16 protein-coding genes are annotated in these 15,657 nt (G+C 73.6%); 6 read left to right on the top strand and 10 right to left on the bottom strand.

The window, feature by feature from the left end; all coding sequences use genetic code 11:
- Nucleotides 1–50: 50 nt before the first annotated feature.
- Nucleotides 51–584 carry a cupin domain-containing protein gene (locus tag ACZ4UX_RS07155; RefSeq protein ID WP_465705917.1) on the bottom strand — a complete coding sequence of 178 codons (534 nt, stop codon included), beginning with the start codon at nucleotides 582–584 and terminating at the stop codon, nucleotides 51–53.
- A 143-nt stretch (nucleotides 585–727) separates the two neighbouring features.
- Here ACZ4UX_RS07155 and ACZ4UX_RS07150 point away from each other — a divergent pair, with 143 nt between their 5' ends.
- On the top strand, nucleotides 728–1,642 hold the full coding sequence (locus tag ACZ4UX_RS07150; protein ID WP_352296796.1) for a LysR family transcriptional regulator: 915 nt from the start codon (nucleotides 728–730) through the stop codon (nucleotides 1,640–1,642).
- On the opposite strand, the gene ACZ4UX_RS07145 is transcribed toward ACZ4UX_RS07150, so the two are convergent.
- The 6 genes from ACZ4UX_RS07145 to ACZ4UX_RS07120 form a co-directional block, all read right to left on the bottom strand.
- The gene (locus ACZ4UX_RS07145) at nucleotides 1,639–2,676 is read right to left on the bottom strand and encodes a helix-turn-helix transcriptional regulator (protein WP_465705916.1); all 1,038 of its coding nucleotides are present in this window, start codon (nucleotides 2,674–2,676) and stop codon (nucleotides 1,639–1,641) included. The genes ACZ4UX_RS07150 and ACZ4UX_RS07145 overlap by 4 nt on opposite strands.
- A gap of 23 nt (nucleotides 2,677–2,699) precedes the next feature.
- Nucleotides 2,700–3,140 (bottom strand): ester cyclase, encoded by a 441-nt coding sequence (locus ACZ4UX_RS07140; RefSeq protein WP_329485833.1) that lies wholly within the window; start codon nucleotides 3,138–3,140, stop codon nucleotides 2,700–2,702.
- A gap of 79 nt (nucleotides 3,141–3,219) precedes the next feature.
- Nucleotides 3,220–3,426, bottom strand: coding sequence for a DUF397 domain-containing protein (locus tag ACZ4UX_RS07135; RefSeq protein ID WP_465705915.1), 207 nt, complete (start codon nucleotides 3,424–3,426; stop codon nucleotides 3,220–3,222).
- Between the two features lie 17 nt (nucleotides 3,427–3,443).
- Nucleotides 3,444–3,650, bottom strand: a complete 207-nt coding sequence (locus ACZ4UX_RS07130) for a DUF397 domain-containing protein (protein ID WP_465705914.1) — start codon at nucleotides 3,648–3,650, stop codon at nucleotides 3,444–3,446.
- A 122-nt stretch (nucleotides 3,651–3,772) separates the two neighbouring features.
- Nucleotides 3,773–3,979: a DUF397 domain-containing protein gene (locus ACZ4UX_RS07125; RefSeq protein ID WP_465705913.1), complete on the bottom strand. Its 207-nt coding sequence runs from the start codon at nucleotides 3,977–3,979 to the stop codon at nucleotides 3,773–3,775.
- Nucleotides 3,976–4,806, bottom strand: coding sequence for a helix-turn-helix domain-containing protein (locus ACZ4UX_RS07120; RefSeq protein ID WP_465705912.1), 831 nt, complete (start codon nucleotides 4,804–4,806; stop codon nucleotides 3,976–3,978). Before ACZ4UX_RS07120 ends, ACZ4UX_RS07125 begins: the two co-directional genes overlap by 4 nt.
- A gap of 125 nt (nucleotides 4,807–4,931) precedes the next feature.
- Here ACZ4UX_RS07120 and ACZ4UX_RS07115 point away from each other — a divergent pair, with 125 nt between their 5' ends.
- Together ACZ4UX_RS07115 and ACZ4UX_RS07110 are read left to right on the top strand one after the other, a co-directional pair.
- Nucleotides 4,932–5,186 carry a hypothetical protein gene (locus ACZ4UX_RS07115; RefSeq protein WP_465705911.1) on the top strand — a complete coding sequence of 85 codons (255 nt, stop codon included), beginning with the start codon at nucleotides 4,932–4,934 and terminating at the stop codon, nucleotides 5,184–5,186.
- Complete coding sequence (locus ACZ4UX_RS07110) at nucleotides 5,183–5,881, top strand: NUDIX domain-containing protein (RefSeq protein ID WP_465705910.1); 699 nt, start codon at nucleotides 5,183–5,185, stop codon at nucleotides 5,879–5,881. The genes ACZ4UX_RS07115 and ACZ4UX_RS07110 overlap by 4 nt, the downstream gene beginning before the upstream one ends.
- Nucleotides 5,882–5,906: 25 nt before the next feature.
- On the opposite strand, the gene ACZ4UX_RS07105 is transcribed toward ACZ4UX_RS07110, so the two are convergent.
- Both ACZ4UX_RS07105 and ACZ4UX_RS07100 read right to left on the bottom strand, forming a co-directional pair.
- Entirely contained in the window at nucleotides 5,907–10,475 is a 4,569-nt protein-coding gene (locus ACZ4UX_RS07105) for an nSTAND1 domain-containing NTPase (RefSeq protein ID WP_465705909.1), read from the bottom strand.
- Nucleotides 10,472–10,852: a CU044_2847 family protein gene (locus ACZ4UX_RS07100; protein WP_380382846.1), complete on the bottom strand. Its 381-nt coding sequence runs from the start codon at nucleotides 10,850–10,852 to the stop codon at nucleotides 10,472–10,474. Before ACZ4UX_RS07100 ends, ACZ4UX_RS07105 begins: the two co-directional genes overlap by 4 nt.
- Nucleotides 10,853–11,105: 253 nt before the next feature.
- Between ACZ4UX_RS07100 and ACZ4UX_RS07095 the strand changes: the two genes are divergently transcribed.
- The gene (locus ACZ4UX_RS07095; RefSeq protein WP_352298526.1) at nucleotides 11,106–11,639 is read left to right on the top strand and encodes a GNAT family N-acetyltransferase; all 534 of its coding nucleotides are present in this window, start codon (nucleotides 11,106–11,108) and stop codon (nucleotides 11,637–11,639) included.
- Nucleotides 11,640–11,708: 69 nt separating this feature from the next.
- Here ACZ4UX_RS07095 and ACZ4UX_RS07090 read toward each other — a convergent pair whose 3' ends face one another.
- Nucleotides 11,709–13,130, bottom strand: a complete 1,422-nt coding sequence (locus ACZ4UX_RS07090; protein WP_465705908.1) for a tetratricopeptide repeat protein — start codon at nucleotides 13,128–13,130, stop codon at nucleotides 11,709–11,711.
- A gap of 190 nt (nucleotides 13,131–13,320) precedes the next feature.
- Between ACZ4UX_RS07090 and ACZ4UX_RS07085 the strand changes: the two genes are divergently transcribed.
- Nucleotides 13,321–14,655: a M64 family metallopeptidase gene (locus tag ACZ4UX_RS07085; protein ID WP_465705907.1), complete on the top strand. Its 1,335-nt coding sequence runs from the start codon at nucleotides 13,321–13,323 to the stop codon at nucleotides 14,653–14,655.
- A 131-nt stretch (nucleotides 14,656–14,786) separates the two neighbouring features.
- Nucleotides 14,787–15,467 carry a hypothetical protein gene (locus ACZ4UX_RS07080; RefSeq protein WP_465705906.1) on the top strand — a complete coding sequence of 227 codons (681 nt, stop codon included), beginning with the start codon at nucleotides 14,787–14,789 and terminating at the stop codon, nucleotides 15,465–15,467.
- Nucleotides 15,468–15,657 lie beyond the last annotated feature (190 nt).

Here is a 15,657-nt window from a genome sequence, read left to right as displayed (position 1 = left end):
AGCGGCCGGGACCACACCGCCGAGACCACACGCCGGCCCAGGTGTCCGGTTCAGGCGCGGGACCGGGCCTGCTGCCAGGGCACGGGATCCGTGAAGTGCACGTCGTAGCGGTCCTGTTCGGGGAGGAGCCGGTCGAAGGTGTCCAGCCCGGCGGCGACCCGGCCGAGGTGGCGGAAGTACCCGAAGCGCTCCACCGCGGGTGACATCACCACGAGCAGGGCGGCCGTCCGGCCGGGCGCCGCGCCGAACGCGTGCGGCAGCCCGGGCGGGACGACGACGAGGTCGCCCACGGCGGCGACCCTGGACCGGTCACCCAGCAGGAACTCCGCGACGCCGCCGAGCACGTAGAACAGCTCGGAGGACCGCGCGTGGTAGTGCGGCCGGGCGCCGTCCGCCCCCTCCGCCAGGACGAGGCGGTTGACGCCGAACGCTCCGCCGCCCGGCGCGTCGGCACCACTGCCGCCGCCGTCGGCCAGCAGGTGGAAGGCGCTGCCCGCGGCCAGGGCGACGCGCTCGGCGTCGGCCGCCCGGACGAGCAGCGGCTCGCGGATCGCTTCGGGGGTGGTGGGGTACGGGGTCGGCATCGGTACGTCCTTCGTGGGTAAGCGACTGATCGGATCCATTCGAACGCGGGAATAGCGGGCGAACCAGGAGCAGTTGGCGATGACACCGATCAGTGATCGCGATCGGTCGGGGACGCGGCGGAAGACGACGACGGACGGGGAGCATGGAACTCCGGCAACTGGCCTACGCGGTGGCGGTGGCCGACGAGGGCGGGTTCGGGCGCGCCGCCGATCGGCTGGGCATCGTGCAGTCGGCCGTCAGCCAGCAGGTCATGCGGCTGGAGCGCGAGCTGGGGGTGATCCTCTTCGACCGTTCGACCCGGCGCGTCCGGCCGACCGCCGCCGGTGAGCGCCTGCTGCCGGAGGCCCGCGCCGTCCTCGCGGCGGCCGACCGCACCCGCCGGGTGGCGGCCGAGATCGCCGCCGGGGCCGAGGGCGTACTCCGGCTCGGCGCCGTCCACGGGCCCGGCGACCGGCTCTACGACGTCCTGTCGGCGCTGTCGGACCTCGCGCCGCAGCTCCGCGTCCGGCTCACCCGGGCCGCCCCGCCGGAACGGCTCGCCCAAGTCCGCTCGGGCACGCTGGACGCCGCCTTCGTACGCGGCCCGGCCGCCGTCCCCGGGCTGGAGCTGCTCCCGCTCTGGAGCGACCCGCTGTACGCCGCCCTGCCGGCCGACCACCCGGCGGCCGCGCTCGATCCGCTCCGTCCGGCCGACCTGCGCGACCTGCCGCTGCGCCTGGCCCCGCGCGCGCGGAACCCGCCCTTCCACGACCTGATCACCGCCGCCTGGCAGGCGGCCGACCTCGGCACACCGGTCACCGGGCCGCCGTTCACCACGCTGCGCGAGACGCTCACCGAGATCGCCGACGACGCGCCCTCGTGGACGGTCCTCTACCGGGTGTCCGGCCTGCCCCCGGTCCCCCGGATCGCCTACCGCCCACTCGCGGGCCTCACCGTCACCACGTCGCTCGCGGTCCGCAGCGGCCCGCCTCCCCCGGCACTGCGCCGACTCCTTGAGGCGGTTCACCGCAGTTCGGCCCCGACGAAGCCGTCAGCCGCCACGAGGACCGGCCGTTAGGCGAACCCGGACAGGTCCGCCAGCACCACGGCCACCAGCTCGCGGCGACTGCGCACACCGAACTTGTCGAAGACGGCGGTCAGGTGCTCCTGCACGGTGTTGGCGGAGATGTGCAGTTCGTCGACCAGCTCGCGGGTGGACCGCCCCCGGATGACCAGGGCGGCGACCCGGGTCTGGGCGTCGGTGAGTCCGTGGGCGCTGAGGAGAACCGCGCCGAGTTCCGCCGGTCGGGCCGGTTCCACCACCACGCCGATCTGCGCGCCCAGGCGACTGGTGTGCAGGGCGAGCCACCGGCCGGAGCGCCCTCGGACGCGGACGGTCGAGGGCACCGGTCCGGCGGCGGCCGCGAGCACGCTGACCGGGAGCAGGCCCGCGTCCTGCCGGTCGCCGTCGGGGAAGTCGGTCAGCCACTGCTCGGCCTCGGGGCTCATGGACACCGTCCTGAGCGCGGAGTCGAGCAGGATGAGGCCCACCCCGTCCGGGCCGGCGGTGGCGTTCGGAGCCGGTAGCGCGGTGACCGCCGTGCGCAGACCGGCCGCCAGAACCGGAGCGACGCGTCGGACCAGAGCGATCTCCTCATCGGTGAAGCCCGGGGAGGAGGCCTCCCGGTGCAGGCAGAGCACTCCCCAGCAGCGGTGCCCGGTGACCAGCGCGGCGCGCAGTTCGTCGCCGAGCCCCAGCGGGGCCATGATCTCCCGGTAGCGGGCGCTGTCCGTCCGGCTGCCCTCGGTGGCCCGGTCCAGCGACCCGACCGGATCCGCCGCCCCGGCGAGGCCCGCGAACTTGTTGACGTCCGCCTGCCCGAACTCGTTGTCGAGGAACAGCGCCGTCGCGGGGCCGAGCGGGTCCTCGGCGGTCGCCGAGGTGAACAGCAGCGTCACCGGATCGACGGTCGCGGAGAAGGCCGCCTCCGCCGGCACCACCCGGCGCAGACGGCCGACGATCTCCGAGCCCAGCGCGGCGGTGTCCAGCCCGCTGCGGCACCGTCGCTCGATGTCGGCGAGTCGGCGTTCCACGACCGCGCCTGCCACCACGTACATCAGCGTACGCCGCCCGACTACCCCGGGCCCGGGACGAGCCCGAGCTGGCGCAGCAGCCCCAGCTCGTCGAGCCGGCCCCAGCGCTCGACGATGCGGCCCTCCCGGAGCCGGAAGATGTTGATCCCCCGCAGAGTGACGGTACGGCCGGTGGGCGGCGCGCCGAAGATCTCGCCGCGCTGGGTGCCACTGGCGCTGAAGTGCTCCACGACCATGTCACCCTCGGCGACGAGGAAGTCGGGCATGGCGTGCCAGTCGGGGAACGCACCGCGGAACAGCACGGCGGCCGCGCGCATGCCCTCACGGCTGGTGTCGGTGCCGACCGGCGGGTCGTGGTTGAGGAAGTCCTCGGCGAGGTACTCGTCGACGGCCGCGAGGTCGCCCTGGGTGAACAGTGCGTCGATGAAGGCACGCACGATCTCCCGGTTGTCGGTGGTTCGGGTCTGCTCGATGGTGTCCATAGCCACAGTCTTGGACGCCGCCAAGGCCCCCGGTACCCCAAGAACCTGGGGTTTCACCCCGACCGGGATGCGGCCGCGCTCAGACGCTGCCGAACTCCCCGGACCGGACACCGGCGACGAACGACTGCCAGGCATCGGCGGCGAAGACGAGCGCGGGGCCGTCGGGGTCCTTGGAGTCCCGGACGGGGACGGCGCCGGGGACGCTCGTGGAGACCTCCAGGCAGTTGCCGCCGTTCCCGGAGTAGGACGACTTCACCCAGGAGGCACCGGACAAGGCAGGGATCATGGGGCCAACTCCTTGAGTCAGACCGCGCCGAAGTCACCGGCGCGGACAGCGGAAACGAAGGACCGCCAGGAATCAGCAGGGAAGACCAACGACGGGCCCTCGGGATCCTTGGAGTCACGCACGGGGATCAGGTCGGGAACGCCCGCGGCAGCCTCCAGGCACTCGCCCCCATTGGTGCTGTACGTGCTCCTGTGCCACCTGGCGCCGGTGAGATCAACAGGCATGTTCCTCAGGTCCCTTCGGTCCGTCGCACACGCTCAACATACCCACCGCCGACGAGCTACAGACACCCCACGGCAAGGGCCCCGACCGGCATGCCGGTCGGGGCCCTCACACGCAGGCCAGCTCAGACGGCGCCGAACTCACCTGTCCGAACACCGGCGATGAACGACTGCCAGGCATCGGCGGGGAAGACGAGCGCGGGGCCCTCGGGGTCCTTGGAGTCACGCACGGGAACGGTGCCCGGGAAGTCCGCCGAGACCTCCAGACACTGACCGCCATTGTCGGAGTACGACGACTTGGCCCAGGATGCGCCGGAGAGGTCGGGGTTCATGGGGCTAGCTCCTTCCGAGCCTTGTGGATCAGTGCCAGGGATGCCGCCTTGGGCAGCGCTTCCACCACCAGCTGATCGTACTCTCTCTCCCATGTCGAGACCGTTTCACGGGTTCGTTCGAGATGACCACGCGCATGTGACTCGGCATAGCCCACGACCGAACCATCCGGGAGATCCAGCAGGGTCACCGGCATCTTGAACGGCAGGTGCTCCCCTAGATCGAACGGCGCCAGCTGGATGGTGACGTTCGGACGGGCTGCCAGTTCTGCGAGGTGGTCGAGCTGTTTGACCATGACGGTCGGGCCACCGATCAGTCGCGCCAGACAGCTCTCGTCCAGCACGGCATGGATCCTCGGCGGCGTCTTCCGATCGAGTACTCGCTGACGAGTGGCAAGGAACTCGACCCGCTGTTCCGCCGCAGACTGGGTGATCGCCCCTCGCTGTACGGCCGCGAAGGCCAGCGCCTCGGCGTACTCGGCCACTTGAAACAGTCCGGTGACGATCGTGAGGGCAAACTCCCGCAGACGGCGGCACCGCGCCTCCGCGTCGGCGAACTCGGGGAAGCCCTCCAGCAGGCTTGCCTTGGAGTATCGGCACCAGAGTTCGTAGAAGGTACCTCCGGTCTCGAATACCTCGTCAGCTCTAACCGCAAAGTTAGAAGTTACGGACTTCTTCGCTCGTTCGACGTACGAGACCATCGCATTCGAGTAGCCCATCCGCAGCCCCAGCTCGGTCTGGGACCACCGCATGGCCCGCCTCGACCTGCGGAGTTCTGCGCCGAAGCGTGCGAGTGGCGATGCCGCTGCGTCAATCTCATTGCTCTGCATGGGCGTTGCCCCCCGTAACCAGACGGAACAGTCAAGGTTAGACCCTGGCAATCGTAGAGCCACTCGGGCCACCATGGCTACACCCCGCAACAATTCGGGGACTCACAGCAACCAGTGGAGCCCGCATGCCCAGCCGCCCCCGCACGCCCGCCTACCAGCCCCAGATCGGCGAAGTCGTCCGCGACCGGGCCCACCGCTCCCCCAACGGGCAGCCCGCCGAAGGCGTCTACATGGACACCCTCGGCGGCGCCGCCTACCTCCGGCCCGAAGCCGGCGGCTGCGAGTGGACCACCCGGCCCGAGGACCTCCAGCGGCTCGACCAGCCCCGCCACATCCCCGTCCAGCACCCGAGCCCGCCCCGCGCGAACAGCGCGGCGTGAGCCCGGCATCCAGGCTCCTCGCGGCCACCCTCACCATCCCCGCGCTCAGCGCCGGAGCCGGCGCCCTCGCCTGCCGGCCCATCCGCGACGGGCCGCTCACACCCCGACTCCTCGTCTTCGGCCTCATCCTCACCACCGGCGTCGTCGCCGCACTCCCCACCGCCTACACCTGGCGACTCCACCCCCCTCCACCCCAGGAGCGCACCATGCTCTACCCCCTGCCCGAGATCCTCACCCACCCGCCCCGCCGACGCCTCGGACACCAGACCCTCGCCCTCGACCCCGACGGCGCCGTCCTCCTCGTCGCCACCACCCACCAGAACGGCCTCACCCTCCCCGGCGGCAGCGCCGAACGCAACGAACTCCCCCACCTCGCCGCCCGCCGTCACACCGAGACCGAAACCGGCCTCGTCCTCCCCCTGCGCAGCATCCTCGCCACCGACTACACCGACGCCCGACTCCTCCCCGAAGCCATCGACTTCGTCTACTGGGGCGGCCGCCTCACCCGCGCCCAACAAGCCACCACCACCCACCACCGACCCCCGCACCACATCACCGGCCTCCACTTCATCCACCCCGACCACCTCGCCGACACCATGGACCCCGACCAGCACCACCGCGTCACCCAAGCCCTCGACGCCCTCACCCGCGGCGCCCACCTCCCCTTCCTCCTCCGCGGCATCCCCGCCGAATAGCAGCCACCGACGTAGGCCCCGTCGGCTAGCGACTGGAGCACGGGTCCCGGTAGGCGACTTCGGGCACGTACTTCTCCCACTGCGAGCGGCTGATGGCGCCCGTGCTGTAGGAGCAGAGCCGGGCGGCGAGTTTGGCGGGGTCGGTGTCGAGCAGCGAGACGCGCTGGTTGGAGGCGACCAGGAGTGTCGGGCCGGCCGCCACCAGCGCGACCGCGCGGATCGATCCGCCGCTCGGGTTGGCGACGGGAGCCGTCAGGACGGGAGCGGTGGGGTCGCGGACGTCCCAGAGTTCGAGGGCCGTGCTGTTCCAGACGGTCATGAGCTCGCCGTTCTCGGCGAACTCGATGCCCTCGACGTCCTGCAGTGTCTGGACGGAGGTCCGGGGTCGGGGGTGCTGCGGATCGGTGATGTCCCAGAGGGTGACCGTACTGCCGCTGTTCCCGGCCGCGGCGAGCAACCGGTTGTCCCTGCTCAGGCCGAGCGCGTTGCCGAAGGCCCCGGGCAGGGTGACCCGTGAGGCCGGTTCGCCTCCCCCGGTGAACCGGAACAGTTCCAGGGACGAGCACTTGCAGGTGAGGTCCGGGGTGCTCGTGACGGCCATGACCGCCCCGGCGGCGGTGCCCCGGGACACCGCGGAACCCATGTTCCACCCGTCGCCGGAGTCGCCCGCAGCGTCCGGCGGCTTGATCGTCGAGGAGCCGGCGCGCCTCGGCTTCGCCGGGTCGCCGATGTCCCACCATTCGAACCCGCTCTTGCTCGCCAGGTAGGCCGTGCGTCCGTGGTCCAGGACGCCGGCGTCGTAGCCCCCGGAGTCGGGGGCGGGGATCGAACCGACCTCCTCCGCGTCGAGCGCGTCGCCGACCCGCCACAGGTGGAGTGCCCCGCCGCCGATCACCGCCATGACGGCGCCCGGGGCGGACCAGGTGACTCCGACCGTCAGGATCGTGCCCGAGGAGGTAGCGGGGAACTCGGCGGTGCCCAGGGAGCCGGCCTTGACCGGATGGTGCGGATCGCTCACGTTCCAGAGCTGGACCTCGCCCTCCCACCCGATGGTCAACAGTCCGCGCTCACGGATGAACGCGGTGCCCCGCACCGAGACCGGCAGGGTCGCGACGAGGACGGGGCCCTCGGGTTCGGAGATGTCCCAGATCCCGACGGACTGCGTCTGCAGGGGCGGCATCTGCATCGGGGGCTGCTGGGGCGCGGCCATCAGGTGTCCGTCCGGACTGAACGACCAGGAGTCGGGGCCGCCGGGCTGCCGGGCCTGGTCGATCTGCCGCCCCGGTGAACGCCATCGGCGCACCACACCGTCGGCGCCGGCGGTCAGCAGCCCGCCCGCCCCGCCGGTGGCCATGGCGTAGACGCCGAAGGCGGTCTTGGTGCAACTCGACGTCGTGGAACCCAGGTCCGTGTCCTGCGGGGACAGGGAGGCGAAGCAGAGGTCCCCCTTGGGATCCTTGACGTCCGTCCCGCCGTAGGCGAGGAGGTCGCTGTCCCGGCCGAAGGCCACCCCGCTGATGTTCGCGGAGCCGTCCATACCGACCCTGATCGGATCGGGAGCGCTCGGATCCTTTACTCGCCAGAGACCGACCTCCCGCTGGCTGCCGGCGGCCAGCAGGGTGCCGTCGGGGCTGAACGCGATCGACTTGTACCCGGTCTCCAGGGCGGAGAGGCCGGCCGGGTCCGCCGGGTCCGCGAGGCCCCAGACCTGGGTCCTGCCGCCCTGGACGGTGGAGGCGAGCAGGTTGCCCTGCGGTGCGAAGGCGACGGCCGCGAGGGCGGTCGGCCCCTCTTCGGTGGGATTGCGCAGCCGGGTGAGCCCCTTGGGGGCGGAGCGGTCGGCGATCGACCAGAGCAGGGTGTCGCCGTTCCCGCCGGCCGCCGCCAGCAGAGTGCCGTCCGCGCTGATGGCCATGGCCGGGACGGTCACCCGCTGGTCCGACGGGTCGAACAGCCTGGGCAGCCGGGCCGCGATCACGGGCTTGCCGAGGTCGGTGAGGCTCCACAGGCACAGGCCCTCGCCGCCGCAGCCGCCCGCCAGGTGGGAGCCGTCCGGGGTGAGGGCGATGCCCACCATGCCGGTGTCGACGGTCGACCGGAGGGCCGGGGCGGACGGATCGGCGAGGTCCCAGATCCGCACCGCTCCGTCCTCGTTCAGCGCGGCGGCCAGCGTCCCGTGCAGGGCGGTCGCCAGGATGAGGACCGGGCCCCCGGCCTCGCCGACGACACTGTTCAGCAGGGTGCCGCTCAGGTCGAACAGCTGGGCGGAGGCCTCCGGGGTGGGGGAGGCGCGGTAGGCGGCGACGGCGAGCTGGGCGGCCAGCCCGGGATCGGTGCTGCCGAGCGTCTGCGCGCGTGCTGCCAGGCCCTTGGAATGGACGATCGCGGCCTGCCGGGCGGCGGCGTCCGACTGTCGCTCGGCCAGCACTCCCCCGGCCGTGGCGGCCACCAGCAGGACGCACAGCAGCGCGGCCGTCCACCGCCACCGCCGTTTGCGCGACCGCCGGTGGACCCGCCCGCGTTCCAGGTAGTCCCGTTCGGCCTCGTTCAGGTACCCGGGCCGGCCGCGCAGCCACGGCTGGGCGCCCGCCAGTGCCGTCGTGGTCGGCAGCAGGTCGCGGGGCCGCCCGCTGCGCTCCCAGCGGTCCCGGTCGTGCCGCAGGACCTCCCGCCAGGCGAGGAAGGCCCGGTCCTCCTCGACCCAGCCCCGGAGCTTGTCCCAGGCGTTGATCAACGCCTCGTGCGCGAGTTCCACCGTCTCGACGCCCTCGGCGCTGCGGCCGGTGACCAGCAGGCGGTCGGCGGCGAGGGCCTGGGCGATGCGCCACTCGTCCTCGCCGAGGTCGGTGCGCAGCGCGGTCCGCCGGGTGGCCGACACGGCGCCCATCGGCACCCGGACGAGCTGGGTGAACAGGAGGCGGGCCACCTGCTCGTCCGCCGGAGGCACCTCCCGCCGGAGGACGCCGGCGGCGTAGCCGCCCAGGGCGCCCTTCACTCCGCCGAGCCCCTCGTACGCCTCATGAGTCAGCAGGCCCGCGCTCTGGTCGCGCCAGAGCAGGTCCAGGGTGAAGCCCAGCAGCGGCAGAGCGCCCGGCTCGGCTCCGGTGTCGTCGAGCAGGCGCTCGGCCAGGTTCGGGGCGTAGCGGACCCCCGGGACGGCCTCGACCGGGGCGGTGACGACCTCGGACAGCTGCTGGCGGCTCATCGGCCCCAGTGCGTAGACCTGCCGGCTGATCACCGGGCCGAGCCGCGGATGGGCGAGGGCCGCCTCCAGGAAGTCGGCCCGCAGGGTCGTCAGGATCCGGACGGTGCCCGGCAGGGTGTCGGTGAACAGCGCTGCGGCCAGTTCGTCGACGGCGACCCGGTCGAACGCCAGAAGTCCCTCGAACTGGTCGAGCACCAGCAGCAGTTGGCGGGCGCCGTGCCGTTCCAGGAGCCGGGGCGCGAGATCGGCGACGCCCTGGGGCCGGGCCAGCACGGCGGCCAGGTCGGGGATCCGCAGCAGGCGCTCCGTCTCCGACAGCTCCGGCTCCAGCAGCGGCAGCAGCGCGGCGGCGAGCGCCGTCAGCGGGGTGCTGCCGGAGTCCGGCCGCAGGATCACCGCCAGCGCGCCGGCGGCACGACGACGGGGCACCACCCCGGCCATGGCCAGCGACGACTTCCCGGAGCCGGACGGGCCGACCACGGTGACCCAGCGCTCGCGGGCCGACAGGAGGGCCACCTCCTCGCTCTCGGCCCGCCGGCCGTGGAACACGTGCGCGTCCGACTCCCTGAACGAGGTCAGGCTGCGGAACGGCGACGGCGCCAGCGCGACGGCCCGCAGTTCCGGCCAGGCCGCGATCAGGCCGTCGGTGGGGATCAGGTAGCTCGCCGCGGGGTCCCCCGCCTCGGCCACCACCACCATGCCGACCACTCCGCCGAGCCGGTCGTCCCACACCGGGCTCCCGCTGAACCCTCCGGAGACCCGGTAGCCGCCCGCGGCGAGGTCGACCTGCATCAACCCGCCGCCCTGCCGGTCCCGCAGCACGCCCGAGTGCCAGACCCCGTCCGACCGCCCGGCCGGGAACCCGAACACCCGCACCGGGTTGCCCCAGACGTCCTCGGACCTGGTCTCCACCGGCCGGACCGGACGGGCGCCGGCCAACGGGGCGGCCAGGCGCAGCAGTGCGACGTCCCCGCTGCCGTCCGGGGCGCGCGGCACCCAGTGCACGACGACCGCCATCGCTCCCGCCACGGCGGGCCCGTCGGGGCCCTCCGGGCCGGGGGAACCGTCCGGGCCGGGCGACCCGGGCAACCCGGGCGAGCCGTCCGACCTGTGCGACCCGTCCGGCGCGGGCCTCACCGGTGACCTGGGCAGCAGCGGCAGGTCCACGAAGACCCAGGACCCGACACCCGCCTCCACGCCCTGACCGGCGAGCGCCGCCGCGACCACGTGCGCGCAGGTGAGCGCCAGCTCGGGGGTGACCAGGAAGCCCGCACCGACCGGTCGGGCCAGCGCGTCGTGCACCCGCAGCACCGCCGCGTCCAGCGCCTTCGCCCCGGTCCCCGGTCCCGGTCCCGTCTCCCCGTCGGGACCCGGGCCCGGCCCGGTCACGACGCGGGCTCCGCCGCCGGCTCGACACCCCCGCCCGGTTCGTCGACCGGGGACCGGTGCCAGGTCAGCGAGACCTTGAAGTTGGCCTGGGCCGAGGTACTGGAGATGATCACGTCCGCCTCGGCGGACAACGACAGTCCGAACTCGATGCCGATCTCGTCCGGCGCGTGGACCATGCCCCGGAACCCGTCGACGAAGTCCTGCGCCACCGGCCGCACCCCGGCCAGCAGCTCACCCAGGGACCGGGTGGCACGGGCCACCACCTGCCCCGGCCGGGCGACCTGCACCAGGCCCTCCGCGGCCTGCTCGATCTCGACCTTCACGATGTCCGACCGGCCGTCCGCCGCACCGACCGGCAGCTCGACGAGATATGCCATGGCTCCCCCTCGGGACCTCGGCGGTCCCCACGCGTGGCTGTCCCCCACCCCGGTCTACCCCGCCCCGCTCCGGCTGACCCGGCATCCACCGAATCCGCCCGAACCGCACCGGCCCGGGGGTCCGGGCACCGGCACCCGGCACGGCACGGGTGGGCGGTTCACCCGGCGCCGCACCCCCGCCGCGGGCTCCTCGCGCACACACCGGCGGGCGGGGGGATGATGTGCTTCAGGAAGCGCGAGGAGGTTCCGGCCCATGGACATCTCGCTGACCACCGACCGGCTGATCATCCGGGACTGGTCCCCGGACGACGCCGAGGCCGCTCTGGCGATCTACGGCTCGCCGGACGTCGCCCACTGGCTGACCCCGGCGATGGACCGCGTCGCCGATGTGGCGGCGATGCGGTCGGTGCTGCAGGCCTGGCAGGAGGCGCAGCCGAACCTGCCGCCCCCTCGGGGCCGGTGGGCCGTGCAGCGCAAGGAGGACGGGGCCGTCGTCGGCGGTCTCGGCATCCGGCTGCTGCCGCCGTTCGAGGACGACCTGGAGATGAACTGGCAGCTCGCCCCCGACGCCTGGGGCAAGGGCTACGCCACCGAGGCCGGCCGCGCCCTGATCGCCTGGGCGTTCACGCAGGAGGCCGAGGAACTGTTCGCCGTCGCCCGGCCGAACAACACCCGCGCCATCGCGATGGCGAAGCGGCTCGGCATGGAGTGGGTCGGCGAGACCGGTAAGTACTACGGGCTGAACCTCCAGGTCTACCGCGTCCGCCCGAGCGACTTCCACGACTGACGGGGCGCACCCGACGCCCGGAGGATCGCCCGCCTGCCCGTCTGCCTACCCGTCCGCCCCCTCGGCCGCCTACCCGCCCGTCGTGGCCGGGCCGGTCGTCGTCGGGCCCGTCGTCGTCGGGCCCGTCGTGGCCGGACCGGCCGTCGTCGGGATCGGCGGGGCGGCCGGGGCCGGGCCGAGGGTCGTGGTGCCCGGGGCGGCGCGGTGGCCGAGGCCGATCCGGTAGACGTCCAGGGCGCGCTCCACCCGGCCGGTGCGGCGCAGCAGGTCGCCCAGGAGGCGGCAGAGGTCGGCGAGGTCGCCCGCCGCGCCCGCCCGTTCGAGCAGGGCGAGGGCATCGACGTAGTGCCGCTCGGCGGTGCCCGGGTCGTCCCGGTCCTCGGCGATGAGTCCGAGCAGCCGGTGCGCCCCGGCGGCGTGGACGGTGCCGCGGTCCGGGCCGATCCGGTCGAGGAGGCTGCGCAGCAGGTCGTCGGCCTGCTCGTGCCGGCCGCGGCGGCGCAGGACGTCGGCGAGTTCGACGTCCACCTGGTGCGTGAACAGCTCCGCCTGCCGGGAGGCCAACATGGCGCGGGCGGTGCGCAGTTCGTCCTCCGCGCGGGCCAGGTCGCCGGCCTGGGCGTGCACGTAGCCGCGCATCCAGTGGCACTTGGCCAGGTCGGAGGTGAGGCGCAGGCGCTGGTAGAGCGCCTGCGCCTTGGCGAGGGAGGCGTCGGCCTCGGCCGCCCGGCCGTCGGCGATCAGGGTGCGGGCCACGCTGCGGTGCAGCCCGGCGACCAGTGCGGGGTCGGTGGCGTCGGGGGCCAGCGCGAGGGCGAGTTCGGCGGCCTGGGCGGCGCGGGCGTGGGCGCCCATGTCCATGTAGGGGCCGATGGCGGCCGAGTACAGCAGGAGCAGCGCGTCGGGGTCGTGCAGGCCGCCGGCATTGAGCCGGTCGATGGCGGTCTCCAGCAGGTAGCAGGCGTACCGCAGTTCGCCGGCCAGCAGGTGGGCGACGGCCCGGCCGCGGATCGCGGCGGCGCGGCGCGGCAGCGGCTCGTCGGCCAGGAGGCGCTCGGCCTGCTCGAAGTGCTCCCTGGCGTCGTCGAGGCGCCCGGCCTCCAGTGCGCAGTCGCCGAGGCCGAGCAGGGCGGCGGGGCGGACGGACTCGACGCCGTAGTGGTCGGCGCGGTCCCGGACGGCGGTGAAGCGGCGGGCCGCCTCGGCGGTGTCGCCGTCGGCCAGGGCGCTCTGGGCGTCCGCCAGGGCGATGCCCAGCTCGGTGGCCAGGTGGGCCGGCCGGCCGGTGGCGAGTTCGTCGAAGGTGACGCCGAGGCGCTCGGCCAGGTGGCGCAGCGCCGCCTCCGAGGGGTGTACCCGGCCGGCCTCGACGGTGGAGACGTAGGCGGCGGTGTAGGCGGGCTCGGCGAGCATGCGCTGCGTCAAGTGCCTTTCCCTGCGCAGTTGTCGGACGCGTCGGCCGATGTCGGCCGGGTCCTGTTCCGAGGTCATGTGCGCCCCTTCCGTCGGGTGTCGGCCCGTTCTCGTCCCGCCCTATTGTCGTGGACGTGACAGTGGCTTAGATTAACTCCCTGTTTCAGTCCGATTATCTCGACACTTAAGCACCCCCGCCGGCGTTCCGCCGCACCGTGTCCCAGCACCGCCCCCGCCCCGCCCGCCCCCGCCCCTCCCGGAGGTCCCCGTGCGTCACCGCAGGCTCGCCACCACCGCCCTGGCCGGCGTCACGGCCCTGGCAGCCCTCTGCTCCTGGGCCGTCCCGGCCACCGCCGCCCCGGCCACCCCGCCGGCGACCGGCGCACCCGTGACCGGCGCGCGAACCGGCGCCCACCAGGTCGAGGCGTTCGCCGAGGACGGCAGCATCAGCCGCGCCCGGGTGCCCGCCGCCTCGCCGTTCGTCGCCCCGCAGTCGCTGGCCGGGCCCCCGGCGGGCGACGGCACCGTCACCCCGCTGGTCAGCAACGGCAGCACCGACAGCAAGCTCGACGTGGTGGTGATCGGTGACGGCTACACGGCCGCCGAACAGCAGAAGTTCCTCGCCGACGCCGCCACCAAGTGGCAGGAGATCACCGGCGTCGAGCCCTACACGACCTACCGCTCACTCTTCAACGTCTGGGCCGTGCAGGCCGTCTCCACCGAGTCCGGCATCACGGGCGACCCGGACCGGGCCACCGTGCGGCAGACCGCCCTCGGCTCCTACTTCTGGTGCGAGGACGTCGAACGCCTGCTCTGCGTCGACACGGCCGCCGTCGACCGCTACGCCGCCAAGGCGCCGAAGGCGGACCTCGTCCTCGTGGTCGCCAACAGCGCCAAGTACGGCGGCGCCGGCTACAACGACGTGGTCTCCCCGCTCGGGTACTCCGGCATCGCCACGGTCTCGGGCGGCAACGACCGCTCCGGGCAGGTGGCCGTGCACGAGACCGGCCACTCCCTGGGCCTCCTCGCCGACGAGTACTCCTACGAGGGCCAGGGCAACTACGAGGGCGACGAACCCACCGAGGCCAACATCACCACGCTGACCGCCGACCAGCTGCGCCGCACCCGCGCCAAGTGGTACCGCTGGCTCGGCCGGACCTCCCCCGACGGCGGCACCGTCGGCGCGTACGAGGGCGGCGGCTACTACCCGACCGGCCTCTACCGGCCCACCGACAACTCGATCATGCGATCGCTCGGCCGCGAGTTCAACCTCCCCGGCCGCGAGGCCATGATCGCCGGGTTCTACCGCTACGCGACCACCCTCAGCAGCCCGACCCCCACCACCACCCCGCTCACCCCCGCCGACCGGCTCGCCGTCGAGCTGCCCGCCCCCGGCACCCGGCTGCGCTGGTACCTCGACGGCTTCGAGCTGATCACCTGGCGCGACCGCACCGCGGTCACCCTCGCCGACCTGCCCCTCTTCGGCCCGAAGGGCCTGCGCCACCGGCTCTCCGCCGTCGCCACCGACCCGACGACGGCCGTGATCGACCCCAAGCTCCGGGCCACCCTGACCGACACCCTCTCCTGGGGCGTCCACCGCTGACGCGCCGTACGCGGTGGAGTGGGACGTCGGCCCGGCCGACTTCCCACTCCACGGCCCCTGGGGGCTGCTGCCGGTACGCGGGCCGAGGGCCTGCGCGGCCGGGTGTCGGTGGCCTGGGGTTCGATGAGCACATGACCGTTCATGACGTGGCGCGCCGCCTCCCCGCCGGCGCCGACCTTCGGGACCTGTGCCGTTCGCTGGCGATGCTGGACGCGATCCTCAGCCCGGACTGGGAGGGCCGGTACCACTCCTTCGACGCCGGCTGGGCGGACGGCGAGGAGATGGCCTCGATGCGCGACGGGTCCGGGGACGAGTACTCCATCGTGTTCTCGGCGGCCGGCGTCTACCTGCGCGGCTTCGCCCACGAATCGCCGATGAGCCCGTACGGCAACGGCGGCGAGCCCTGGCCGGGAGTGGTCGACGGCGTCCCCGAGCCCTTCGGGCGCTTCGTCGAGGAGCCCGCGTTCACCGACGAGGACGGCGTGCCCGTGGTGACCGCCTGCCTGTGGCGGGGACCGGAGGACGACCGGTGGCACCACGGGTCGATCGACTTCCCCGGGGACACCGCCGATCCCGACGGGTCGACGGGCCTGTTCGCCCTCCTGCTCGACCCTTCACCGGAGGCCTACCAGCGGTTCGCCGAGGACTACTACGAGACCGCCGTGGACCTGGCGGCGGTGAGCCGGGTGTTCGCGCTGCGACCGCTGGGCCAGGACCTCGTGTCCCTTCTCAACCCCGAGGTCGAGCTGGGCGAGCTGGCCCAGGACATCGCCGAGATCGGGTATCCCCAGCCGGACCACCAGCCCGTCTGAACCCGGTCCGGGACCCGCGGGTCCCGGACGAGGGCCGTGCGGAACGGGACCTCCCCGTCACCCTCGGAGTGGGAAGTCGGCCGGGCCGACTTCCCCTCCCACGACCCCCACCAACCCCCCCGCACGACCGCACCCCGAGCGTTGTGTTTGCGTTGCCCGGATACATTGGCGGGGCGGGGGGGTGGGATGG

This window comes from Kitasatospora sp. NPDC028961 (genome assembly GCF_055564815.1).
Note: the sequence above shows the minus strand (reverse complement) of the source record. Positions and strands in the feature narration are given on the sequence as shown.

What these genes read in the sequence shown, in the direction of transcription:
- ACZ4UX_RS07080 (WP_465705906.1), top strand. Translation starts at nt 14,787, where the DNA reads ATGACCGTTCATGACGTGGCGCGCCGCCTCCCCGCCGGCGCCGACCTT.
- ACZ4UX_RS07090 (WP_465705908.1), bottom strand. Translation starts at nt 13,130, where the DNA reads ATGACCTCGGAACAGGACCCGGCCGACATCGGCCGACGCGTCCGACAA.
- ACZ4UX_RS07155 (WP_465705917.1), bottom strand. Translation starts at nt 584, where the DNA reads ATGCCGACCCCGTACCCCACCACCCCCGAAGCGATCCGCGAGCCGCTG.
- ACZ4UX_RS07150 (WP_352296796.1), top strand. Translation starts at nt 728, where the DNA reads ATGGAACTCCGGCAACTGGCCTACGCGGTGGCGGTGGCCGACGAGGGC.
- ACZ4UX_RS07120 (WP_465705912.1), bottom strand. Translation starts at nt 4,806, where the DNA reads ATGCAGAGCAATGAGATTGACGCAGCGGCATCGCCACTCGCACGCTTC.
- ACZ4UX_RS07140 (WP_329485833.1), bottom strand. Translation starts at nt 3,140, where the DNA reads ATGGACACCATCGAGCAGACCCGAACCACCGACAACCGGGAGATCGTG.
- ACZ4UX_RS07130 (WP_465705914.1), bottom strand. Translation starts at nt 3,650, where the DNA reads ATGCCTGTTGATCTCACCGGCGCCAGGTGGCACAGGAGCACGTACAGC.
- ACZ4UX_RS07135 (WP_465705915.1), bottom strand. Translation starts at nt 3,426, where the DNA reads ATGATCCCTGCCTTGTCCGGTGCCTCCTGGGTGAAGTCGTCCTACTCC.
- ACZ4UX_RS07125 (WP_465705913.1), bottom strand. Translation starts at nt 3,979, where the DNA reads ATGAACCCCGACCTCTCCGGCGCATCCTGGGCCAAGTCGTCGTACTCC.
- ACZ4UX_RS07095 (WP_352298526.1), top strand. Translation starts at nt 11,106, where the DNA reads ATGGACATCTCGCTGACCACCGACCGGCTGATCATCCGGGACTGGTCC.
- ACZ4UX_RS07115 (WP_465705911.1), top strand. Translation starts at nt 4,932, where the DNA reads ATGCCCAGCCGCCCCCGCACGCCCGCCTACCAGCCCCAGATCGGCGAA.
- ACZ4UX_RS07100 (WP_380382846.1), bottom strand. Translation starts at nt 10,852, where the DNA reads ATGGCATATCTCGTCGAGCTGCCGGTCGGTGCGGCGGACGGCCGGTCG.